The following is a 22367-nucleotide window of genomic DNA, read 5'->3' as shown; positions in this document are numbered from 1 at the left end:
GGGCCGCCCGGGGTGCGCCTACGGATTCACTTCTTGTCGGCGCCGAGCTCGACGCCCTTGGCGATCGCGGCCGAGACGAGGGCGTCCTGGCCCATGACGTCGAGCGCCTTGTCGTGCATGCGAATGACGCTCTCGAGCTGCCCCTCGTCGAGGCTGTCGAAGGCCGAGCTCGACGCGGCGTTGATCGAGCTGACCGAGGAGAAGCACCCGCTCGTGCAGGCGGAGCTCAGCGGCACGCACTGCAGCGTCTCGTTGCTCTTCTCGCTGATCTTCTTGAGGGTGAGCTCGAGACGCTGCACGCCGGCCTTCGTGTCGACGACGTCGGACGCGCCGGCGGTCGTCTGCATCTCGAACATCGACTCGGTATTCTGGATATTCAACATGACAATCTCCTTCAGACGGTGACTACGTATCGGCGGGCGCGGTCGCTCCCGATGATTCGAGAACGACCGCGCGCGCCCTCTCGGATTCGCTCCGAAGAGTCCTTGAGGTCCAGGGCGACATGTCGCCTGTGACACCCCGTGATCGTCGAGCCGGACAGCGAGCGTGCCTTCCGGCGCCGCTCCAGCCCCGAAGCTCGCGGCCCGCTGTCCTTGGGGCTAAGCAACGCGCGTGCCGCGGGGCCCGAGCTCACGATCGCGGCCCGGGACCGGCGGATCGCCGGCCAGGGCGCGGGCGGCATCCAGAGGACCGGCCCGCGATGCGCAGATCCTCGCGCATGTTGAGCGACGGTTTGCCCAACATGCGCGCGCATGCCTCCGAGCGCGCTGCACCCGAGCTCAAAAGGCCGCACCACCGCCCGGGTCGCGATGGACCAGGACGCGTTGTGGTCGCGGGCGAGCCAGGTCGCCATGGAGCGGGATGTGTCGTGGTGGGGGGGGAGCCGAGGCGGAGCTCGGCCTGGCGCCGTCCTGCGATACCACCGCTCCGCCGCTCGCGATCCATCCATGGAGCGCCGGCGGTTCAGCGGATTCGCTTCAGCAGCGCTTCAGGCTCCGCGGCGAGCCGACCGCGCGGGAGCTCCCGCGCGTGCCGTTCTACGCTGCGGCGCTGATGGACGGCCACATGCCTGCGCGCGACGGCTACGCGGCGACCGCGGAGATCCGCCGCGCCGAGCGGCCAGGCGCAGAGGAGCGCCGGCGCTCAGCTGGCCTGGCAGTAATAGAATGCCATGTTGTCGCAGTGATCTCCGTCGCACTCCGCGCCTGCGATGTAGTAGCCCGGCGGAAAAGAAATCGTCCCACCGTTCTCCTCGGAGATGAATCCGCTCCAGTAGCAATTGCCCCAGGTCTTCCCGTTGAGATGGGAGCATTGGAGCGACACGTTGTCGCAGTAGGAGCCGGTGCACGCGAGCCCCGTGACGAAATCCCCGTAGCCGCACGTCCGCGTGCCGGTGCCTTCCTCGGAGAAGTAGGAGGTCCAGTACGTGGACGTGTTGTAGGTCCCGAGGGAAGAGCAATAGCCCCTGATATTGTCACAGTCGGAGCCTCGGCAACGGAACGCGCTCATGGCGTTGCCGCTGTCGCATGCGACGGGCGCCCAGCCGTCGGACGTCTCGGCCGTCCATCCATTCGTGATGGCGTCGGCCGCCTCTCCGACTTCCTCATCCGTCTCGGAGTCGGCGTCGGTCGCGCTGTCGACCGACGAAGCCATGCAGCCGGCGGCCATCAACAGGGTCGTTCCGAGCAGCGAAACAAGCGACAGCGTCGATGTGATCTTCATGATGAACCTCGTGGCGCGACCGTGCACGAGCCGGCTTCGCGTCGGCAGCACGGTCGCGCCTGGTGGAATTAGAGTTCCAAGGCTTGGCGCGGGTATCGAGGCTTCGAGGCCCGCGCCGCCGACATGAGCAAGGCGCGTACCGTCGCCGTCGGGCCCGGTCCCGCCCCGACATCGCGTCGGAAGGGCCCGAGTTCAGGCGGGCGCCAGGCGCGTCGCCCTGGCGGACGGGCGTCGTTGCGCAGAGCCTCGCGCAGCTGTTGAGCGAAACCTCGCCCAATTGCGCAGAACGTGGTGTCGGGACGAGCGTCATGGCGTGCACCCGAAACGACCGGTTCGCGTGGCTCGCGGCGTGCGAGGGGGCGCGTGAAGGGCTCGGGACCGACGCGACCCCCCGAAAGCGGGCCGCGACATCTCTGGAGAAGCCCACCCGCGGATCGTGATGGCGTCTACGGCTTGTCGACCTGCTGCTCGAACGAGGGCGCGCGGGCTCGTCGCGATGCCGATAAAGTATCGTATCGTTCCCACGAGGCACCGAAACACCATGCGCAAAGAGCGGCTCGCCCTCTCTCTCCTGCAGATCACCCTGCTCGCGGCGTGCGCGCAGCCCCCTGACCCGGACGGCGGCGCAGCGACGGGCGCCGCGCCCACGTTCCCGTGCCCGCCGGGCGCGCTGGAGACCGGCGCGGGCTGCGAGCCGGCGGGGGTCCCGCCCGGGCGGTGCGGGAACGGCTTCGCGCCCGACGGAGCGCAGGGCTGCGTGCCCGTCCTGCCGGAGGAGGCGGGCCCGCCAGGTCAGATGGCCGTCCCCGGCGAGGCGGCGTGGCGTGAGGTCGCTCCGTGCGGCGCGGGCCGGTGGGGCGGCGCGCCGATCGACGAGACGACCGAGTTCGTCGACGCGGCCTACGCCGGGACGGACAGCGACGGCACGGAGGCCAGGCCGTGGTCGACGATCCAGGACGCGGTCGACCACGCGGCCGAGGGCGCCCTGGTCGCGATCGCGGAGGGCAGCTACGTCGAGGAGCTGCTGATCTCGAGGCGGCCCGTGCGGCTCTGGGGCCGGTGCCCCGCGCTCGTCGAGATCGTCGGGCCGACCGCGGGGGGGATCGCCGTCCAGGTAGACAGGGGCGCGAGCGCCACGGAGATCCACGACCTCGCTGTCCGCGGACAGGGCATCGGCCTCGGCGTGAGGAACGCGCTCGATGTCGTGGTCGAGCGGGTCTGGATCCACGACACGAGCGACGTCGGCCTCCTCGCCTCAGGCGAGGCGACTGCGACGAGCCTGACCGTGCGCGGGGCGCTCGTGGAGCACACCACGGGCGCGGGCATGGTCGTGGCGGACGCCGCCGTGACGCTGGAGGGCACGGTCCTGCGCGACATCGATCTCGCCACCGGGGACCCGGGGCACCCGTTCAACGGCCATGCGATGGCGGTGCAGGTCGAGTCGTATGAGCGCCGCGCGAGCGTGACGGCGCGATCCGTCGTGATCGAGCGCGTCAGGGGGCTCGGGATCAGGTTCTCCGGGGCGGACGGCGTGGTCGAGGACAGCGTCGTCCGCGACGTCGCCTGGCTCGCGGAGGACATGCCGGGCGCTGGGCTCACGGCGACTCACATCCCGGACGTCGATCCGGGGACCCTCACGGTCCGGGGCAGCGTCCTGGAGCGGAACCACACCGCCGCCATCGCGATGATCGGCGTGGAGGCGACCATCGAGGCGACGGTCGTGCGCGACACGGGCTCGGGGCCGGCCGAGGGCGATCCGGGCCAGGGCATGGGCCTCTACGCCGAGCCGAGCCGCATCGACGGGCGCCCCTCCCGCGTGGCGCTCCGGCACGTCCTCGTCGAGCGGAGCCGCGAGAGGGGGGTCGTCGTCAACGGCTCCGACGTCGAGATCGATGGCCTCCTCGTGCGGGACCTCGTGCCCGGCGCGCCGGACTACGGCGTGGGGATCGAGATCGCGCACGATCAGCAACGCGCGAACGTCCGGGTGCGCGGCAGCGCGGTGGAAGGCAGTTACGGGACCGGGATCGCCGTCTTCGGGGCCGACGCGGCCCTGGACTCGACCGTTGTGCGCGACACGAGGCCGCTGCCGTCGAACCAGGATCTCGGCCGAGGGGTCAATGTCCAGTCGCTGCCCGACCTCGGCGAGCGCGGGAGCGCGCGCCTGCACAACGTCCTGATCGAGCGGAACAGCGACGGCGGCCTCTTCCTCAGCGACTCGGACGCGACCGTCGAGTCGACGACGATCGCGGACACCCTGGGGCGCGCGCTCGACGGCACGAACGGCTGCGGCATCATCGCCTACAACAACGAGACCGGTCAGGCGAACGTCCTCGTCCGGGACAGCGTGATCGAGCGGAGCGCCGCGGCCGGCATCTACAACTTCGGCGCGACGGTGCAGATCGCGTCGACGACCTTCACGTGCGAGCCGCTCGACATCGTGAGGTACGTCGATGAGCGCTCCCCGGCGGTCTACGAGGATCTGGGCGGAAACGTCTGTGGCTGCGAGGGCCGCACCATCGACTGCAGGGCGGAGCCGACGCGCATCGAGCCCCCCCGCGCGCTGCCGCCCCCGCCGCCTCTGCCCGAAAGCGAGGGCTGAGACTTCCGCTCGTCCGCTACGCCCGTGGGATCTCTGGATGGTGACGGTGGTGGGTGCGCACGAGGCGGCTCGCTCCGGCCGCGCTACCAGCCCTGAGACCAGATCTGGCCGGGAGTCGAGGTCGCGGCGCTGTAGAGCACGTTGACCACACCGGCGTCGTCGCCGCCGCCATATCCCAGGTCCTCGCGGGGGACGCCGATCGCGAGGTCGGCCTTGCCGTCGCCGTTGAAGTCGCCGGCCGCCAGCGCGTACCCGAACCGATCGTCCGCCTGGACGGCGCCCTCGACGAAGCTCGAGTCCTGCGTGAAGCCGGGGTCGTACTGCGCGGAGAGGCCGGCCGCCGTGCCGCGGAAGAGGTGGACCGTGCCGCCGTCGTCGCCGCCTGCGAGGTCCTCGAACGGGGTGCCGACGGCGAGGTCGTCCTTGCCGTCGCCGTTGAAGTCGCCGGCCGCCAGCGACCAGCCGAATCGGTCGTTGGTCTCGACCACGCCGGCCACCGACGTGCTGTCCTGATTGAAGCCGGGGTCGCCGGAGGTCACGAGGCCGAAGAGGCTGCCGGTGAAGACGTGGACGATGCCGGCGTCGTCGTGACTGCCAATGTCGTCGTGCGGCGCGCCGACCGCGAGATCGTCTTTGCCGTCGCTGTTGAAGTCGCCGGCCGCCAGCGACCAGCCGAATCGATCGTTGGTCTCGACGCTGCCCGCGACACCCGAGCTGTCCTGATTGAAGCCCGGATCCAGGACGGGTGAGAGGCCCGATGTGGTGCCGCGGAACACGTGAATCGTGCCGCCGTCGTCGCCGCCCGCGAGGTCCTCGTGCGGCACGCCGATGGCGAGATCGGCCTTGCCGTCTCCATTGAAGTCCCCGGCGGCCAGAGACCACCCGAAGCGGTCGTTGATCTCGACGCTGCCCGCGACATTCGCGCTGTCCTGATCGAACCCCGGATCGCCCGCCGCCGACAGACCGCTGCTGGTGCCGCGAAACACGTGGACCATGCCGCCGTCGTCGCCGCCCGCGAGGTCCTCGTGCGGCACGCCGATGGCGAGATCGTCGTTGCCGTCTCCATTGAAGTCGCCGGCCGCCATCGACCAACCGAAGCCATCCTGGCTCTCGCAGCCGCCGGCGACGTTCGGCGCGTTCTGGTCCCATCCCTGGGCGGAGAAGGTGCCAGTGGCGCGCAGCCCCGATGCCGATCCGTGGAGGGCGAAGACCGCGCCCGCGTCGTTGTATCCGTCCACGTCCTCGCCCGGCGCGCCGATGGCGAGATCGTCGAATCCATCGCCGTTGAAGTCGCCGGCCGCGAGCGCGTAGCCGAAGCGGTCGTCCCCTTCAACGCTGCCGGGCACGCCGTCCGAGCCCTGGTCCCACATCTGGTTGTTCGGCCGCGCCAGGCCGTAGATCGAGCCGTAGACGACGTTCACGGCGCCGGCGTCGTCGTGGCCGTCGATGTCCTCGTACGGGGCGCCGATGGCGAGGTCGGCCTTGCCGTCTCCATTGAAATCGCCGGTCGCGACCGCGCTTCCGAGCTGGTCGTCCGCCTCGGAGCCGCCCGCCAATTCCGCCGTGGTGATGCGGTGGGCCGGCACCCCCTCGCAGGAACAGGTCCCTTTGCATTCGCCGCCCACCAGCGGCGCGTCGGGTTGCAGGCCGGCGATGCAGGGGTGTTTCGGATAGAAGCTCTGGTGCGGCGCGGTCACGTGAGCCGCGACGGGGCCGCAGCTCTCGACGTAAGGGTTCCGGAAGTCCGCGTCGAACGGGATCGCGATCGGGGAGCCGGTCCCGCTGTCCACGACGGTCACGATCATGCGGTCTTGCTCGAACTGCACGAGCAGGAAGAAGTTCCACGTCGCCGAGCCGGAGCGGTACCACGGGATCTTGACGCCGTGGAGGGTGACGTCCCCGCGATGGCCGGCGGTCTCGTGGACGTGCCCGGCGAAGATGCCAACCACATTGTATTCGAAGCCGGTGATGGCGTCGATCAGCTCTTGATCCTCCTCCGCCCCCGGGTCGCCGTGCTTGTTGCCGAACTCGTGCATGTTGAGGACGACGCGCTGCCCGTGCGCGACCGCGTCCGCGAGCTGGCTCCGGAGCCACGGCGTCGATTTCGCGATCCGGAAGTCGGGCTCCTCGTAAGCGGCGTAGTGGTGGAGCTGGACGAAGCGAATCCCGTTCTTCACCCAGGAGTAGGCCACGCTGCCGGGGTCGAATGACTCGAGATCCTCCCTGTGATCGTCCACCCACGACTCGATCTTGCGCCGCGAGTTGTTGCCGCACCAGTTGGAATACTCCGAATACCAGTCGTAGTCCCCGACGCTCGCCCAGCAGTCGCCGTGCACGTTGTGGCCGTAGTCGTGGTTCCCGAGGCCGGGGAACACGGGGACGACGAGCTTGCCCGGATACTCGTCCTCGTACGCGTTCCACTGCTTGGTCCGGGCGAACTCCGTCAGATCGCCGTTGACGATGACCTGCTTTGGCGCGCGGTAGCCGAACGAGGCGTCGTCGGCCGCGAGCGCGTTCATCGCCTTCACCTGGTTCCGGTTGGTCTCGTAGCCGAGCTCTTCCTGGTCGTCGTCGGTGAGGCCCGAGTCGTCGTAGGGGCTCCCTGGACAGGCGTCGTCGATGGCTCCCGTGAAGTTGTATTTGCTCCACCAGAACTGGGGGTCGGAGGCGATGATCACGGAGAACGGCGTGACCGTCTGGAGCGCCTGCGCCGCCTCCGCGACCGGCGGGTCGAGCTCGCTGTCGGCGTCGGTGTCCGTGTCGAGGCCCGCGTCGACGGCCTGACAGGCGGCGAGCGACAGGGCGGTGGCGAACAGGGCGAGGGGGGCGATTCGTTTCATGGCTCGGGGAGTCCTCCGCCGCGCCGCTCCGTGCAGCGCGATGAGTCGAGCCTAGGGAGAGGGCCGCCCCGGTACCGTGGCCCGAGCCGCCATCCAATTGGCCCGAGCCGCCAGAACGGCGCAGGAGCCCGTCACGTCGCGGCGCGGAACGCCTGCGGCGTCTTGCCCGTCCAGCGCTTGAACGCGCGGTAAAACGCCGGGACATCGGAGTACCCGAGCAGGAAGGCCACATCGGTGATCGTGGTGTCGCGCGAGCGCAGCAGCCCGAGCGCGTTCACCCGGCGCAGGTCGTCGAGCAGGTCGTTGAAGGTGGTGCCGGCCTCCATCAGGCGGCGCTGCAGCGTGCGCGAGCTCATCGCCAGGAGGCGCGCGGCGCGGATCTGATCCACAGGGCTCTTCGGCATCTCGCGGGCGAGCAGGTCGCGCACGCGCTGCACGATCGGAGCCTCGTCGGACGGCAGCGCCTCCAGCATGCGAGCGGCGTGCGCTTCGAGGTACCGCGCCACCTCGGGCGCGGGCGCCGTCGTCGCGCGATCGAGCTCCGTGGCCGGCAACGTCAGCGCCGTCGCGTCGGCGGAGAAGCGCACGGGCGCCCCGAAGAAAGCCTCGTACGGCTCCACCGGGCCGCGCGCGCGGTGCTTGAAGGCCACCTCGCGCACCTCGATCCGCGCCCCGGCCAGACGCGAGACCTCCTTGAAGAGCAGCGCGAGCATGAACTCGATCGGGCCGCCGATGTCCTCGACCGCGGGGTGATGTCGCTGCACCACCTTTGTCTCGCCCCCCGTCTCCTCCATCGTGAGCCGCAGATGAGGCGCGGTGAGCCGCCCATAGCGCACCTGCTGGGCGAGGGCCTCGCGCACCGACCCCGAGCTCTTCATCAGCTCGCCGACGACGCCGAAGCGCGCGGCTTCGAAGCTGGCAGCCAGCGTGAGCGGGAGCTCGGGCTCGTTCAATCGCTCGATGTACATCTTCCACAGCGCCAGCATCGCGGTGGCCGGCACATGCCGGTCGGGGTCGGCCAGCTCTTCGGGCCGGAGCCCCGCGGTCGCGAAGATCTCGCCGGCCGGAAGCCCGCGCGACATCCCGAAGGCAACGAACCCGGCGACCACGCCGGCGATAGGGCCGGTGACCCTTTCGAGCCCGCGGGCGCGATCGGATCGCGCTCCAGAGCCCTTTGGATCCGTGTCGAGCACCATCCCTCCATCTTCGCTGATCGGGTGACCTCTCGCCAAGGTATCGGCGCCAGAGGGCTCCAGCGAGCTCATTGCTCCACGATAGAGAGCGTGGCCGCGCGGCGCGGGGGGTTTCAGAATCTCTTGCGTCGCGCGGGCCTCGCCTCTAAGCAGACGCGACTTTGGGTGCTCTCCGCGGCAAGCTCACCTTCTCCCGGTTCTTCGTGCTCGGCGATCTTCCCGATAATCTCGCCGGCACGTCGATGAAGCGCATCCGCGCCGCCGCCTCGCAGCCGCTCGTCCCGGAGGAAGACGAGAACGAGCGCCACGGGTAGTGCTCGATCGAGGACCCGATGGATGTGGAGCTCGACCGCGAGAAGGTCTTCTTCAACGAGTACGTCTGCCTCGGCCTGCGCGTCGACCGCTGGGCCGTGCCCAAGCCGCTGCTGCAGGCCCACCTCCGGGACGCGGAGGCGGCGCTGCTCGAGAGAAAGGGACTGGAGCGGCTCGGCAAGAAGGCGCGCGCCGATCTCAAGCTCTTCGTTCTGAAGAAGCTCCGGCGGCAGCTCATCCCGGCCACGAGGAGCACCGACCTTGTGTGGAACACGGGGACTGGCATGGCCCGCTTCTTCAGCCAGTCGCCGCGCGTCCACCTCCTCCTCCAGGATCTCTTCGAGAAGACGTTCCGCCTCAAGCTGGTCCCGGAGAGCCCCGGCACCGCGGCGGAACGGCGCCAGCTGGACGCGCGCGCGCAGAAGCTCTGGGAGGCGCTCGAGCCGACGTCGCTCGCGCGGCCCGGAGGTGCGGAGTGACGGATCTCGTCGAGCGCATCGAGCGCAATCGCTTCATCGGGCGCGAGTTTCTGCTCTGGCTCTGGTTCGAGAGCATGCTCTTCGAGACGAACCTCGCTCCGACGGGCGAGCCTGCGTGCGCGCTCTGGCTTGAGGCGCGCCTCACGCTCGCCTTCGAGAAGGACGAGAGCGTGCTCAAGACCGCGACGCCGGGCGCGGCGCCCGAGGCGAAGGAGGCGCTGCGCCAGGGCAAGCTCCCGCGCGAGGCGCGTTTACGACTGGTGTCCGGCGAGCGCGAGTATGCGTGGCTCTTCAAGGGGGACACGCTCGCTCTCGCGAACCTGTCGATCCCGGTGGAGCTCACGAAGAAGGACGACGAGGTCCACGAGGTGCTCTACGAGCGGATGCGCCTGGTCGAGGCGCTCGAGGCGACGCTCGACGCGCTCTTCAGCGACTTCCTCGCGCTCCGCCTCGCGGAGGCGTGGGAGGCCGCCGTCGTGCCCGCGCTGGTCCGCTTCGCGCACGACGAGGCGGTCGACGAGGCGTCGTACCTGAAGGCGAAGCAGCGCGCGCTCGGGAAGCGCTCGCGCCGATCGAGCGCGTAGTCTGCAGGCGAGCCCATCCCAGGCCGAGCGAGGGGGAGCTGGGGGCTCAACCCGGGTCGACGGCTCAACCCGGGTCGGGTTGCCGGTCGCCGCCTCGCCTCACGCGACCGCCGCGGAGCGGCCCGCCCGCCGGGACCGGATCCGGGCGAGGCCGCGCGGATCCGCCCGGCAGGACGAGGCGTCGAGGCGCTGCGGCTCGAGGCCGAGCTCCCGCATCCTCGCCTCGTCCCAGGCCTCGATGGGGTCGCGCCCGGCGATGTAGCTGCGCGAGCGGTTGACGAGCGGCCCGCGCAGGCTGATCACCTCGGGCGCCGACATCAGAACGCTCGCCTTGTAACGAGGCAGATCGCTCGCCATCAGCCGGTTCCAGACGTGGCGGCCCACGTTCCGCAGGCTCCCCAGCGCGCGGCTCAGGCGCTGAAAATGCTCGATCGCCTCGGAGGGGTGCAGCCGGGTCGGCCGGTGGCAGAGGGTGTACCCGTCGAGGTCCCGGCTGGTCACCCCGGGCAGGAGCCGGCCCTCGGCCGCCACCTGCGCGAAGAAGGGTGTCTCCGGGTACGGGCAGACGATCCCCAGGAACGTCGGGCAATGATCCCCGAGCTCGTGGAGGTACTCGGGCAGCCGCTCGAAGTACTCGTTGGTATCCCCGTCCGCGCCGACGAGGAGCCCGAAGGAGAGCACGATCCCGCTCGCGAAGGCCCGCTGCATGACCTCGCGGACCTCGCTCAGCTTGTTCTGGTCCTTGTTCATCGCGCTGATCGACTCGGGGTTCAGCGACTCCAGCCCGGTGTAGACGTAGCGGCACCCCGCGCGCCCCAGGAGGCGGACCAGCTCCGGGTCGCGCAGCACGTTGAAGGTGAGCGCGCAGCCCCAGATCTTCTTGAGGGGCATCAGCGCCTCGCAGAGCTCCCGCAGGTAACGGGGCGAGCCTCCCAGGTTGTTGTCGACGAAGGCGAACGTATCCTTGATCAGCCCCGGGACGCGCTGGTTGAAGATCATCCGATCGCGGATGTCCCGGATCACGTGGTCGACGGGGCGATAACGGTACTGCTCGTGCCCGGTCAGCACGCAGAAGTTGCAGGAGAAGGGGCAGCCGCGCGACGCCTCGATGCCCGGCATCCGCACGAGGTTGGTGCGGTAATCGACCAGATCGTAACGGTACGTGGGGATCTGCTCCGGGGGCACCGGGGGGAGCGCGTAGACGGGCTGGAGCTCGCGCCGCTGAAAGTCCGCGATGAGCGCCGGGACGTTCGCCTCCGGGTCGCCCGCCACCACCGCATCGAAATGCTCCAGCGCGTCCGCGCGGAAATGGCTCGCGTGCCGGCCGCCGGCCACGGTGGTCATGCCCCGCCGCCGGAACAGCGTGGAGAGCACCTTGGTGTGCTCGTAATAGGCGTGCAGGTAGGAGAAGAACACGAGGTCCCAATCGCGGTCGAGGGGGACGTCCGATTCCTTCTCGTTGTAGAGCTCGATCTCGGCGTCCGGCGGGCACAGGGCGGCGAGGAGCTCGGGCACGGTGGATTGCATGATCGAGCGCTCCTTGCGGTGCAGGCGGCTCGGGTGCGTGTAGGTCGAGATGATCGCGATGCGCATCGAGGGGAGCTCCTGGTTCAGTTCAGGCCGACAGCGACGCTCGCGAGGCCCAGAGCGGCGTGCGCGAGGGTCACCCCGAAGAGGGTGCGGTGCCGCGCATAGAGCGCGCCGAAGAGAAGGCCGATGGCGAAGGTGAGAAAGGCGAAGCCGAGCGAGACGTGCAGATGGTAGACGCCGAAGAACGCCGAGGTGAGCGCGAGAGGGGCGGCCCGGCCCGACCGGGGCAGGAAGCGCTCCAGGGAGGTCTGGATCACGCCGCGCGCCACGAACTCCTGGAGCAGGCAGTGGGGCGCGTAGAGGACCAGGAAGAGCGCGCGCCAGGTCGCGTCGTAACCGGCGATCGATCCCCAGGTGATCAGGGGCTCGCCGCGGCTCCACGCGCCGAACCGCAGCGCGGCGCAGGCGGCGGCCAGGCCGAGCGCGACGATCAGCGACTCCGTCACGCTGCGGCGCAGGCCGGCCGTGGTCACGCCCATCCGCGAGAGCGGCAGCGACTGGCGGCGCACGTACCACGCCACGGGGATGAGGAGGACCAGCAGAAGCCCCCAAGAATAGGCCATGTGCAGGGCGGGGGGCAGCCCAGGAGTCACCGTTCGCTGGACCACCCGCGCCATGAGGAGGAGCGCGGCGGCGAGGGCGATGAAGGAGGTGATCTCGCGGCGGAGCTTTCGCGCAGGGGCCCTACAGGAGGGCTCGAGGCTGCGCTCGCGCACCTCGGGAGCGACGGTTGCCGGAGCGTCGGTGGCCATGCCGGCTCGCTGAGCAGCGGATGTGCCAGGCGGCGCTCGGCGGCGCGGGATGCTTTCGGCCGGCGAGCGCCGTGCGCGGAGGCCGCGCGGATTGAGCCGACACGGCACAACCGTCGAGCGGCTATGACACCTTCACCCTGGTGGTCCTGGCCGGGGGGGGCTGACGCGGCCGGCGCGCTCGGCGAGACAGGGTCTTACGGCGAGCCCGCGAGCTTCAGCACCTCGGCCCGTTCGACCTCGGTCGGCTCGCGACTGCAATCCTTGCCGGCGTTCTGCAGGGCCGTGAGCTGGTGGTCGAGATCCTTGGGATCCACGCTCTGGCAGCCCTCGGCGAAGTCGGAGCACTCGGCGACCGACAGCGCGGTCCCCGACACGTAACGGCAATCCGGGTCCTCGGGCCTGTATTTCAGGAACGGCGTGGCCTCCGCGAGGAGGCACGCCGAGTCCGAGGGCACATTCGCCTTCTTGCAGCGCGCGGACGCGACCCGGGCCACCCGGCGCAGCTCCTCGGCGGGATAGATGCGCCCCCGGGGACCCGCAGCGCTCGCCGCCGCGGCGCCCCCGGCCGGCGCCGGCGCGCCCGCCGACGGCACGCCGTCCCCCGGCGCGCGCCTGCCATCCCCCGCGCTCTCCGGCAGCGACGGCGACAGCGGCGACGACGAGGCGCACCCGCAGGCGAGGACCAGGGCAATGGTGTTGAAAAGAATTCCCCCAACCTTCATAGGCGACACATATCACACCTCGCCTCGCGCTCGCAATGCTGAATTCCCGCGCCGAGCGCCGGCACCGAGACGTGATTCAGCCCGGCATGGCGTCCCTGCGTGAAAATTGCAGTGCGAGCACCCAGCGCAGCGAGCCGCCCTGTCGCGATGTTCAGCGATTGCAGCGTTCGTCTCGGTCATCACCCATCACGCGCGCTGGAGCGCGGCGTCGCCGAGCCGCTCGTGCGCGAGCGCGAGCTCTCGCTGGCCCGAATCCGACGAGCGCCCGTGGACACCGCTCCTGCCCGAGGCCTCTTCGCCTCCTCGCCGGGGGCCGCATTGCCCGCTTCCTCCGCGCGGGCGGCGCGAGGCGCAGCGGCGCGCCTTTTCAGCCCGGGTCCTGGTACGGCCTCGAATCGAGGGGCAGCTCCAGGGTGAACGTGGTCCCGCGCTCGGCGTCGCTCTCCAGCGTCACCCTTCCTCCGTGCGCCTCGGCGCACCCGCGCACGAACGCGAGGCCGAGCCCCCACCCCTGCGGCCCGCCCGCCTTCGACGCCCTGGTCCGGAAGAACGGCACAAACAGGCGGGCCTGTTCGTTGGCCGGGATCGGCGGGCCCTCGTTGTGCACAACCACGGCGGCGCGCTCCGAAGACTTCTTGATGGTGACGACGACCGGCGCGCCGGGCGCTCCGTACTTGAGCGCGTTGCTCGCCAGGTTCCAGATCGCGCGGCGCAGCCCCCCCTCGCTCCAGACCCCCCGGGCGCACCGCTCTCCCTGGACGACGACGCACTGATCGTGGAAGGCCGCAAGGTCGTCGGCGGCCGCGCGGGCGATCGCGGCGAGATCGCACTCGCCGAGCGCCATTGAGAGGCTGTGGCCGGCATTGAGCCGCTGCACGTCCAGGAGATTGCGGATCATCTCGTCCATGCGGCCCAGGCTCAGGACGATCCGGCCGGCGAGCTGCTGCGGGTCGTGCCCCACCCGGCCCATCTCGATGACCTGGGCGGAGAACATCGCCGCGGTCAGCGGGCTCCGCAGGTCGTGGGTGATGAACGACGTGCACTGCTCGCGGACCTGCTCGAGCTCACGGATCCGCGTCACATCCCGATAGACGTTCATCGCGAGCGCCACCTGCCCCCGCGCGTCGCGCACGGCGGAGCCGCTCAGGACGATGTGCCGCACCGTGCCGTCGGGCGCGTGCAGGAGCACCTCCTCCTCGGCGAACGGCTCATCCCGCAACATCCGGGACAGCACGTCCTGCTCGAAATCGAGGGGCGCTCCGTCGAGATGCCGGAAGTCGCAGCGGCGGTAGTCGTCCAGCGTGGGGCTCTCGCTGGAGAAGCCGAGCATCGCGCGGCCGACCGGGTTCACCAGGACGACCTCGCCGGTGGCGCCGAACACCGTCACGCCCTCGACCATCGCGGTGAGGAGCGCCTTGAGCTCGGCCGCCCTCTGGCTCGCCTCATCCGCGAGCTCCTGCTCCCGGATCCCCGCGACGAGGAGCCGCTCGTTGGCCTCCTTCAGGTCCCGGGCGGCCTGGACCTCGCGAGCGCGCCCCGTGACCTGCCCCGTGGTGTCGAGGATCTGCACGAGGAGGCCATGGTCATCGAGGAGCGGGGCCACGATCGCGGTGCCGTGGAAGGTTCTCCCTTCCCAGCAGGAGAACGCGACATTCGCCGCAACGTCGGTGACGCCGTCCCGGAACACGCGGTCCAGCAGCGCATCCAGCGCCTCCGCTCCCCGGAAGAGGCTGGTAAAGCGAACCCCGGCGGGGACCCCCGACCGGAGGGCAGACAGCCTGAAGAACGCGGGGTTCGCATAACGGACGAGGTGCTCTTCCGTCACGGTCAGGACCGCTGGAAGCGGAGACCGCTCGATCGCGGGCTGGTGCAGGCGGATGAGATTCCCCGCTGCATCGGACACCTGGATGCCCTCTCCCTTGCACGGCGCGTATCCCATCGAGTTCCCCCCTTGTCGTATTATTCGCTCTCCGTCTGTCCGAGCGGGCGCACGACCGACCGGTACAGCACCCTCCCGTCCTCGTCGACAGCGATAAGGTAGTTCAGGTCGACCAGACGGGCCAGGGCGCGTGACAGCGCGGGAGGGTCCACCCCGAGCGCCTCGGTCAGGCGCTCGGCCGTCGCTTCGCCCAGCGCCAGGACCCTGTCGAGCACGGCGCGCTCCCGGCCGGTCAGCCCCGGCAACCCCGCTGGATCGAGGCGCCGCTGGGTCGGGACCCCCGTCAGGATGCCGCTGTAGCCGGTGAGCGGCTCGGCCACCCTGAGCCCCTTGGACGAGATCTCGTAGGCGTGCAGGTACGGGCTGTGCTGGCTCCTCCGCATCTTGGCGACGGTGAGCACCTTGCGAAGCTGGCCGTCGATCTCGGCGTAGCGCAGGAAGATGATGTTGTGCGCCATGAAAGAGACGGTGTGCGGGCTGAAATTGATCCTGTCGAAGGACTCCGTCACCTCGACCGTGAGCAGGACGCTCACGCCTCCGCCCGTCACCGCCCCGACCATGCGGTAGAGCGACTCCCGGAAGTCCTCGCGAGAGCTGGCCGACAGCGCCAGCTCGAGGCCGTTCAGGGAGTCGATCACGAGCCGCCTGGCGCCGATCTGCGCCACCGCCTGCTGCACCTCGTGGAGGATCTCGTCGGCGGAGAGATCGAGCGGCCTGAAATAGAGCACGCGCAGCCGATCCTGCTGCATCATGGCCTCGAAATCGAACCCCATCTCCGCCGCCCGCGTGACGAACTCTTCCGGGTGCTCCTCGAAGAGGGCAAGAACCCCTGGCTCTCCGTGCCTGACCCCCTCGCCGGTGAACTGGATGCTCATGGCCGTCTTGCCCGTGCCGGACGGGCCCGCCACGAGCGTCGCGTCGCCCGTGAGCAGGCCGCCGCCCAGCATCTCGTCGAGCCCGGGCACACCCATGGTGACGCGGCACCGCTCGGGGAGCCCCTCCGCGCTCGGGAGCCGGGACATCGTCCGCGGGAAGACGTGGATCCCCTGCTCGCTGATGCGGAAGGTGTGGAGACCGGGGATCGTCGCCTGCCCCCTCATCTTCATCACCTCGATCTTGCGGACAATGGAGTTCCGCTCCCTGTTCTGCGTGAGCCAGCAGATCCCGTCCGCGATGGTGAAGACGGCGTTGTTGCTCAGCTCGCCGTCCGAGTACTCGCCGACGAGGAAGGAGGTCACCTGCCAGCTCGTGAGGTGGAGCGCGAGCCGCTGCAAGAAGCCCTGCAGCTCCACGTCGCCCCCGGCGTACGCGCGCGTCACCGTGCGGAAGGAGTCGACCACCACGATGGCGGGGTTCGTCTGCTGGACGTGCTGCACGATGCTGTCCAGCAGCGCGTCGAGGTCCTCCGCGAGCACCTCAGGGCTCAGGTCGATGAAGCGGATCACCGTGCCCACCTTCTCGGGGTCGAAGAACCCCATCTGCTGCTGGTAGCGCAGCATCTTGAGGGACGGCTCCCCCAGGACGGTGAAGTAGATGGCAGGTCGCTCGGCCGAGGCGTTGGCGAACGTCAGCTGGTGGGCCAGGGTCGTCTTGCCCGCGCCGGGCGGGCCGGCGATCAGGTTGAACGAGTACTCGGGGAGCCCGCCGCCGAATACCTTGTCGAGCCCCGGGATCCCGGTCGACAGGAGCTTCAGACCCATTCTCTCTCTCCGTTCCTCATGGAACCTAGGCCTCCTCCGCGCCGGAGCCTTCCCCGCCGCCGGGCAACCCCGCCCAACCCCTGCGCAGCAGGCGCAAGGTAAGGTCTTCGCCGATGAAGCTGCAGAGCAAGGCGATGATATGGTCGAGGAGGGCCGCCGCAGCCGCGCCCGCCTGGTCTGCTCCCTCGCGCTCGATCATCTCCGAAATCCCTCTCATCACGAAGGTGTCTCCACACGCGATCTCGCAGGCGCCGAGGCCGGGATAGTCCCGCCTCGTGAGGTGAACGGCGCGGGTCAGGACCGCCTGGAAGCCCAGCGGCCCGATGACCGTCACCATGATCTGGTAGAGCTGGCGAAAGACGCCCTCGATCCCCGCCGCGATCTCGGCCGGCCCCTCTCGACCGGCGAGCTCGCGCTCGACGATCCGCCGCGACAGGACACGAGCGCTGGAGCCGGGTGTGCTCACCGGCTGTCCTCGGGGCGGCCGGCGGCCGTCCCCCGCCGCTTCACCCGGCGCTCCGAGGGCAGCCTCGCTATCGCGGTCAGCAGCCCCTCGGCGCTCTCCTGCCGCGAGAGCACCCGGATCCCCTCGCCGCCGATCTCGTACTGTCGGATGGAGTGGTCGTGCATGGTGCCCCGCATCTTGAGGATCGACAGGATCCGCCGGAGAGCGCCCCGGAACTCGACATAGCGGAGGAGGAGCACGTTCTCGGCGAGCACCTCGAGCGGCGAGCCGGCGAAGTCGAGCTCGGGCCCCACCACCTGCCCTGTCTCCCGCGTGAAGAGCGCCGTGACGCCGCGCGCGCGAACGAGCTCGGCCAGGGAGGCCAGGACGCCGAACCGGCGCCGCTCGTCGACGATCGTGTCATCGAGCTCGGCCAGGCCGTCGACCCCCAGGCGCGTCGCGCCCGTGCGCTCCAGCTCGGCCAGCACCTGCGCGAGGACCTCATCGATCACGAGCTCCGCGGGCACGTGGCGAACGACGGTCAGCAGGCCTTCCCTCACCGGGCCATCGAGGTCCAGCCCGAAGGAGCGCGCCGTGGCGCTCAGATCACGGTACGACTCACGGAACCCCACGAGGAGCCCCTTCTGGCCCTGCCGCGCCCCCTCGACGAGGTACTGCAGCAGGACGAGCGTCTTGCCCGTGCCGGGGGCGCCGGCGGCGATCGTGACGCTGCCGCCGGGCAATCCGCCCGACATCATCGCGTCGAGCTCGGGCTGCCCGGTCGACAGCCGCTCTGCCGGCGAGGGCGCCGAGGGGGGGAGCGGGCGAGTCTCGAACCGCGGATGGACGGTCAGGCCGTCTGCGGTGATCCGGACCGCGTGGCTCCCGAGCACGCACGGGGCGCCGCGGTTCTTCCACACGCTCAACGCGCGAACCTGCGGCCGGCTCCCGTCGGGATGCCGGAGCTCGACGACGGCGTCGCTCATGGTGAACTCGGGCGGCGTGCTCCCGCGCATGTCGGCCACCTCCGAGGTCGTCACGACGACGGTGCAGCCGAGCGCCGCGAGCGCGACGCCGACCTCGTGGAGAAAGTAACGGTGCGCGGCCGACTCGGGGTGGAGATCGCGGATCGTCATCAGGCCGTCGAGGATGAGGAGCTGGGCCCCGCGCGATCGTGCGGTCCCGATCAGGGCGCTGGCGACCTCGGCGACGCCTTGACGGACGAGCGGGTAGATGCTCTCGATGAAGAGCCGCTTGCCGATCAGGCGCGGGTCCCAGAAGGACAGGGTCCCGACGTGCTCGATGAGCCGGGGGGCCGGCTCGGCGAGCGTCGAGACGTAGACGACCTGGCGACCCGCCGACGCGGCGTGGTGCGCCATCTGGAAGACCATCGTGGTCTTGCCCGCGCCGGGCGGGCCGAACACGAGGAGCATGCCTCTCTCGAAGAAGCCGCCGCCGAGCACGTGGTCCAGGCCGGGGATGCCGGTACCGAGGAGTTTCGTCGCGTTGCTCGTCATGCTCACGTCAGCGCGCTGCGGGGGCTGGCCGTGACCGGAGCTGCTGCACCGGGAGCCGTCGTTCCGTCAAAGCATGAGCGTGACGCGGCGGCAAGCGACCGCCTCCGCCCGGGGGTGAGGTCGGAGCGTCTGGCTCCTCCTCATCTCCATTCATTGAGGACGGCAGTCTCGCGATCCGTGCACTGTCGAGCTCGCTGCCGGGCGCCGAGCGCGCGCATCCGAGACGAGCGAGGCTAGAGCACCAATCATGTTGAAACCGGGAGAAATTTCACAGGGAGACGGGGAGGCGGGGAGGAAGAAAAAAAAGAATCTCTCCCCCTCGCCGTCTCTCCCTCCCCGCCTCCTCGCCTCCCTGTGAAATTTCTGCTTTTTTTCTGGATTTTAACCCGTTTGTCGCTCTAGCTGCGCAGCGCCGCGGTCGCCTGAGGTCGCAGCGCGGGGCGCGGACGCTTGGCGATCTCTGCTTTGCGGGGCACGGAGGGCCTGGCGTCGGCTCTCCAGGGCTGGAAGCGCTCGTCTTTCCACATCACGAGGCCACCCGACAGGGGCGCCTCGGGGCCCGCGCCCTCCTCGGAGCGCAGCCATACGAGCGGGCGCGCCTCGAAGACGGGCTTCGTGCACGCGATGTCCTCGAACGCCGCGGACCAGGAGCCGGTGTTCCCGAAGAACACCCCGCCCTCCCAGCTGCCCTCCGGGTTGTGGGTGTGCCCGAAGACCACGGCCTTCGCGCGGTGCGCCCTGGCCACGCGCCGCGCCGCCTGGTTCACGCCCTGCCAGACCGCATCGAGCGTGGGCTTCGGGATCGCGCGCTCATAGGCGACGAGGAGCGTCGGGGCGAGCAGGACCGCCGGCGCGAGCCCTGCCGGCATCCAGCACAGGCACGCGAGCGCCGCGACGAGCCCGACGAGCACGAGCCCGAGCCGATCGAGCCAGAGCTCGCGGGCCACCCGGCCGAGGCAGTCCTCGGCGGGCCGGGCGAACAGCCGCGCGTGCTTGACCACCGCGGGGAACGGCGCGCCCGTCTCGCGGGCGGCGGCACCGAGGTCCGCTCGCCGGAGCGCGCGGCGGCACGGGTCGCGCCGGCGCACGAGCTCGATCATCGTGCGCAGCGCGCCCACGGCGAACGCGAGCACGAGGGACCGGCCCGTGAACAGGTAGTACCGCGCCCAGTGGGCGAGGTACCCGAGGCCGGAGAGCATGAACGAGGAGTCGACGTGCGGGTTGAAGTACCCCATGCGCGACACGAGCAGGCGGCTCACGAGCGAGCCCATGGTCGGCTGGATCTCCCCCGGCTTGCGGCCGAACGGCGCCATCGGATAGCGGTAACAGCAGTACGAGTCGTACTGATTGCCGTGCTCGACGATCACGCCGTCGTGGGTGCGGTGGAACCAGGCGCGGAAGAGCACCCGCGCCGCGAGCGCCGCGCGGAGCGCCGGGGCCGCGCTCGCCGGGGGGGCGCCGTCGCGGGCGGAGAGCGCGTGGAGGGCGGCCTCGACGAGGCGCCGCTTCACCGCGTCGCGCACCTCGGGGAGCGTGAGCTGGATGTCGTGGTTGCCCGCCACGAACACCACCGTGTGCCCGTCCGCGACGACCCGGCCGACGGCCGCGACGAACACGGGGTGATCGCGCAGGATGGCCTCCATCGCCGGCACCGCGTGCTCGGCGGTGCGCGGCAGGTCGTGGACCACGCTCTCGTTGTCGAGCACGCGAGGCGCATCCAGGTCGAAGATGTCGCCGTTCAGGACCAGCGTGAGCTCGTCCCGCGGCGCGTTGAGCCCGTTGAGCCCGCCCGCCCCCTTCCGTATCTCTCCTCGGAGGGCGTCGAGCATCGCCGCGATCTCCCCGTCCGGGGAGTACGGCGCCTGCCGGTAGCGCATCCAGAGACCGGCCGTCGGCTCGAGCTCACATAGATGGATGTCTGAGATAGCCACCGTGTGATGCATCGGCGGAGAACCTGACATATCCACGTTTCCACGCCAGCCACGGGACCGTCAAGACTTGGTGTCATGGGCCCCGGGGGGCGCCCTGCTGCAGTTCGCCCGGAGCGTGACTCCATGGCCAGAGCGCGCTCAGCACACCTGTTCGCCACCGTGCATTCCTGTGAATGTCGCAAGCTCGCCACAAGCGCTGTCGGGGCGCCGGTGCACAAAGTGCATTGAGATCCTCCTTCAGAGATTCTCATCAGGCGAGCGGGCCCCATCGGGTTGGGGGTCAATCGAGCCGGCACCCCCTCTGTTGGGGTCGCACCCGGGAAGGGCGGGTCCGGGGCGCCCGGCGGGCGGCCCCGGCCGGGGGCGGAGCAGGCCGGTCGCTGGCGAGCCGTTCCGCCGGGGTGGGCGCGGGCTCGCTGCGCCGGCCTCTGGTACGGTGCACACTGGCGGGGCAAGGTGGACGCTCGCCAGCCTGGCTGGACGGACGGCCGAGGTCGCGGGGGTCCCGCGCAGGGACGTGGAGAGGTGATCATGTCGACCCATTTCATCGGCGGCAGCTGGGTGTCCGGCACGGGGGAGCCGTTCGCGAGCCGGAACCCCGTGACGCAGGCGCTCGTCTTCGAGGGGCGCGCCGCGGCCGAGGGGCAGGTGGACGCGGCCGTGACGGCGGCGCGCGGCGCGTCCAGGGCGTGGCGCGACGGCGGCGTCGAGGAGCGGGCGGCGCTGGTGAAGCGGTTCGCCGGGCTGCTGGGCGAGCACAAGGCCCGGCTGGCCGACGTGATCGGGCTCGAGACAGGCAAGCCGCGGTGGGAGGCGCTCACCGAGGTCCAGACGATGATCGGCAAGGTCGACGTGTCGCTCATGGCCTTCCGGGAGCGGACGGGCGAGCGGCAGGCCGAGGCGGGCGACGCGACGGCCGTGGTGCGGCACCGGCCGCACGGGGTGGTCGCGGTGTTCGGGCCCTACAACTTCCCGGGCCACCTGCCGAACGGCCACATCGTGCCGGCCCTGATCGCGGGCAACTGCGTGATCTACAAGCCCTCCGAGCTCGCCCCGAAGGTCGCGGAGGAGATCGTACGGCTGTGGCAGGAGGCGGGCGTCCCGGCCGGGGTGCTCAACCTGGTTCAGGGGGGGAAGAGCACCGGCGTCGCGCTCGCGGGTCATCCCGGGATCGACGGTCTGTTCTTCACCGGGAGCTCCGGCACGGGCAGCGCCCTGCACCGGCAGCTGGCGGGCCAGCCGGAGAAGATCCTCGCCCTGGAGATGGGGGGCAACAACCCGCTGATCGTGCAGGACGTGGCCAACACCGAGGCGGCGATTCACCATATCCTGCAGTCGTCCTTCATCTCGGCGGGCCAGCGGTGCACGTGCGCGCGGCGGCTGCTCGTGCCGTCGACGCCGGAGGGCGACGCGCTGGTGGAGCGCCTTGTCGACGCGGCGGGCCGGCTCAAGGTGGGCAGGTACGATGACGCCGAGCAGCCCTTCATGGGCGCGGTGATCTCGCTCGCGGCCGCGGATCAGCTGCTCGGGGCGCAGGCGCGGCTGCTCTCGCTCGGGGGCGAGGCGCTGCTGGAGATGCGCCGGCTCGAGGAGGGGACAGCGCTGCTCTCGCCCGGCATCATCGATGTGACGGCGGTCGAGGCGCTCCCGGACGAGGAGTTCTTCGGGCCGCTCTTGCAGGTGCAGCGTTACGCGAGCTTCGATGAGGCGATCTCGCTGGCGAATCGCACGCGTTATGGGCTCGCCGCGGGGTTGTTCTCGGATCGCAAGGAGCTTTACGAGCAGTTCTGGCGGGAGGCCCGGGCGGGGATCGTCAACTGGAACAAGCCGCTGACGGGGGCGTCGAGCGCGGCGCCGTTCGGCGGTATCGGCAGCAGCGGGAACCACCGGCCGAGCGCGTATTACGCGGCGGACTACTGCGCATACCCGGTCGCGGGGCTGGAGGCGGCGAGCGTGGCGCTGCCTGCGCAGCTGGCGCCGGGGATGCGGGGCAACTGACGAGAGGGCAACGGGCGCCGGCGGCTCGAGGCGCTCTGCGATGG

16 protein-coding genes and 2 pseudogenes are annotated in these 22367 nt (G+C 70.4%); 5 read left to right on the top strand and 13 right to left on the bottom strand.

Annotation, left to right across the window (positions count from 1 at the left end; translation table 11 throughout):
* Positions 1 to 26 precede the first annotated feature (26 nt).
* Both WMF36_RS03950 and WMF36_RS03945 read right to left on the bottom strand, forming a co-directional pair.
* Positions 27 to 383 carry a hypothetical protein gene (locus WMF36_RS03950; protein WP_437578260.1) on the bottom strand — a complete coding sequence of 119 codons (357 nt, stop codon included), beginning with the start codon at positions 381 to 383 and terminating at the stop codon, positions 27 to 29.
* 760 nt (positions 384 to 1143) lie between these two features.
* Positions 1144 to 1722 carry a hypothetical protein gene (locus WMF36_RS03945; protein ID WP_437578258.1) on the bottom strand — a complete coding sequence of 193 codons (579 nt, stop codon included), beginning with the start codon at positions 1720 to 1722 and terminating at the stop codon, positions 1144 to 1146.
* 541 nt (positions 1723 to 2263) lie between these two features.
* Here WMF36_RS03945 and WMF36_RS03940 point away from each other — a divergent pair.
* A complete protein-coding gene (locus WMF36_RS03940; protein ID WP_437578257.1) occupies positions 2264 to 4321 on the top strand; it encodes a right-handed parallel beta-helix repeat-containing protein in 2058 nt (685 codons plus the stop codon).
* Between the two features lie 83 nt (positions 4322 to 4404).
* On the opposite strand, the gene WMF36_RS03935 is transcribed toward WMF36_RS03940, so the two are convergent.
* Positions 4405 to 7161, bottom strand: a complete 2757-nt coding sequence (locus WMF36_RS03935) for a hypothetical protein (protein ID WP_437578256.1) — start codon at positions 7159 to 7161, stop codon at positions 4405 to 4407.
* Positions 7162 to 7292: 131 nt separating this feature from the next.
* Positions 7293 to 8357, bottom strand: coding sequence for an AraC family transcriptional regulator (locus WMF36_RS03930; RefSeq protein ID WP_437578255.1), 1065 nt, complete (start codon positions 8355 to 8357; stop codon positions 7293 to 7295).
* Between the two features lie 158 nt (positions 8358 to 8515).
* Here WMF36_RS03930 and WMF36_RS03925 point away from each other — a divergent pair, with 158 nt between their 5' ends.
* The 3 genes from WMF36_RS03925 to WMF36_RS03915 are packed head-to-tail and all read left to right on the top strand — an operon-like array spanning position 8516 to position 9729.
* Complete coding sequence (locus tag WMF36_RS03925; RefSeq protein ID WP_437578253.1) at positions 8516 to 8668, top strand: hypothetical protein; 153 nt, start codon at positions 8516 to 8518, stop codon at positions 8666 to 8668.
* 18 nt (positions 8669 to 8686) lie between these two features.
* Positions 8687 to 9145, top strand: coding sequence for a hypothetical protein (locus tag WMF36_RS03920; RefSeq protein WP_437578251.1), 459 nt, complete (start codon positions 8687 to 8689; stop codon positions 9143 to 9145).
* Complete coding sequence (locus WMF36_RS03915; protein WP_437578250.1) at positions 9142 to 9729, top strand: hypothetical protein; 588 nt, start codon at positions 9142 to 9144, stop codon at positions 9727 to 9729. Before WMF36_RS03920 ends, WMF36_RS03915 begins: the two co-directional genes overlap by 4 nt.
* Before the next feature lie 99 nt (positions 9730 to 9828).
* Here the strand turns inward: WMF36_RS03915 and WMF36_RS03910 are convergent, their stop codons facing one another.
* The 9 genes and pseudogenes from WMF36_RS03910 to WMF36_RS03870 form a co-directional block, all read right to left on the bottom strand.
* The gene (locus WMF36_RS03910; RefSeq protein ID WP_437578249.1) at positions 9829 to 11322 is read right to left on the bottom strand and encodes a B12-binding domain-containing radical SAM protein; all 1494 of its coding nucleotides are present in this window, start codon (positions 11320 to 11322) and stop codon (positions 9829 to 9831) included.
* Between the two features lie 17 nt (positions 11323 to 11339).
* Entirely contained in the window at positions 11340 to 12071 is a 732-nt protein-coding gene (locus WMF36_RS03905) for a CPBP family intramembrane glutamic endopeptidase (protein ID WP_437578248.1), read from the bottom strand.
* Between the two features lie 194 nt (positions 12072 to 12265).
* Positions 12266 to 12793 (bottom strand): hypothetical protein, encoded by a 528-nt coding sequence (locus tag WMF36_RS03900; protein ID WP_437578247.1) that lies wholly within the window; start codon positions 12791 to 12793, stop codon positions 12266 to 12268.
* Between the two features lie 367 nt (positions 12794 to 13160).
* Positions 13161 to 13499, bottom strand: a pseudogene (locus WMF36_RS03895) (sensor histidine kinase); the annotation flags it as partial.
* Between the two features lie 162 nt (positions 13500 to 13661).
* Positions 13662 to 14732, bottom strand: a pseudogene (locus WMF36_RS03890) (PAS domain-containing protein); the annotation flags it as partial.
* Between the two features lie 20 nt (positions 14733 to 14752).
* The gene (locus WMF36_RS03885) at positions 14753 to 16432 is read right to left on the bottom strand and encodes an ATPase domain-containing protein (RefSeq protein ID WP_437578246.1); all 1680 of its coding nucleotides are present in this window, start codon (positions 16430 to 16432) and stop codon (positions 14753 to 14755) included.
* 25 nt (positions 16433 to 16457) lie between these two features.
* A complete protein-coding gene (locus tag WMF36_RS03880; RefSeq protein ID WP_437578245.1) occupies positions 16458 to 16898 on the bottom strand; it encodes a hypothetical protein in 441 nt (146 codons plus the stop codon).
* Positions 16895 to 18394, bottom strand: coding sequence for an RAD55 family ATPase (locus WMF36_RS03875; RefSeq protein ID WP_437578244.1), 1500 nt, complete (start codon positions 18392 to 18394; stop codon positions 16895 to 16897). The genes WMF36_RS03880 and WMF36_RS03875 overlap by 4 nt, the downstream gene beginning before the upstream one ends.
* Positions 18395 to 18792: 398 nt before the next feature.
* Positions 18793 to 20325 (bottom strand): hypothetical protein, encoded by a 1533-nt coding sequence (locus WMF36_RS03870; protein ID WP_437578243.1) that lies wholly within the window; start codon positions 20323 to 20325, stop codon positions 18793 to 18795.
* Between the two features lie 531 nt (positions 20326 to 20856).
* Here WMF36_RS03870 and astD point away from each other — a divergent pair.
* On the top strand, positions 20857 to 22323 hold the full coding sequence (astD, locus tag WMF36_RS03865; protein WP_437578242.1) for a succinylglutamate-semialdehyde dehydrogenase: 1467 nt from the start codon (positions 20857 to 20859) through the stop codon (positions 22321 to 22323).
* The last annotated feature ends 44 nt before the right edge of the window (positions 22324 to 22367 follow it).

The sequence above is a fragment of the Sorangium sp. So ce887 genome (genome assembly GCF_051521455.1).
GTDB lineage: Bacteria > Myxococcota_A > Polyangia > Polyangiales > Polyangiaceae > Sorangium.
Note: the sequence above shows the minus strand (reverse complement) of the source record. Positions and strands in the feature narration are given on the sequence as shown.

What these genes read in the sequence shown, in the direction of transcription:
- WMF36_RS03950 (WP_437578260.1), bottom strand. Translation starts at nt 383, where the DNA reads ATGTTGAATATCCAGAATACCGAGTCGATGTTCGAGATGCAGACGACC.
- WMF36_RS03945 (WP_437578258.1), bottom strand. Translation starts at nt 1,722, where the DNA reads ATGAAGATCACATCGACGCTGTCGCTTGTTTCGCTGCTCGGAACGACC.
- WMF36_RS03940 (WP_437578257.1), top strand. Translation starts at nt 2,264, where the DNA reads ATGCGCAAAGAGCGGCTCGCCCTCTCTCTCCTGCAGATCACCCTGCTC.
- WMF36_RS03935 (WP_437578256.1), bottom strand. Translation starts at nt 7,161, where the DNA reads ATGAAACGAATCGCCCCCCTCGCCCTGTTCGCCACCGCCCTGTCGCTC.
- WMF36_RS03930 (WP_437578255.1), bottom strand. Translation starts at nt 8,357, where the DNA reads ATGGTGCTCGACACGGATCCAAAGGGCTCTGGAGCGCGATCCGATCGC.
- WMF36_RS03920 (WP_437578251.1), top strand. Translation starts at nt 8,687, where the DNA reads ATGGATGTGGAGCTCGACCGCGAGAAGGTCTTCTTCAACGAGTACGTC.
- WMF36_RS03910 (WP_437578249.1), bottom strand. Translation starts at nt 11,322, where the DNA reads ATGCGCATCGCGATCATCTCGACCTACACGCACCCGAGCCGCCTGCAC.
- WMF36_RS03905 (WP_437578248.1), bottom strand. Translation starts at nt 12,071, where the DNA reads ATGGCCACCGACGCTCCGGCAACCGTCGCTCCCGAGGTGCGCGAGCGC.
- WMF36_RS03900 (WP_437578247.1), bottom strand. Translation starts at nt 12,793, where the DNA reads ATGAAGGTTGGGGGAATTCTTTTCAACACCATTGCCCTGGTCCTCGCC.
- WMF36_RS03885 (WP_437578246.1), bottom strand. Translation starts at nt 16,432, where the DNA reads ATGGGTCTGAAGCTCCTGTCGACCGGGATCCCGGGGCTCGACAAGGTA.
- WMF36_RS03875 (WP_437578244.1), bottom strand. Translation starts at nt 18,394, where the DNA reads ATGACGAGCAACGCGACGAAACTCCTCGGTACCGGCATCCCCGGCCTG.
- astD (WP_437578242.1), top strand. Translation starts at nt 20,857, where the DNA reads ATGTCGACCCATTTCATCGGCGGCAGCTGGGTGTCCGGCACGGGGGAG.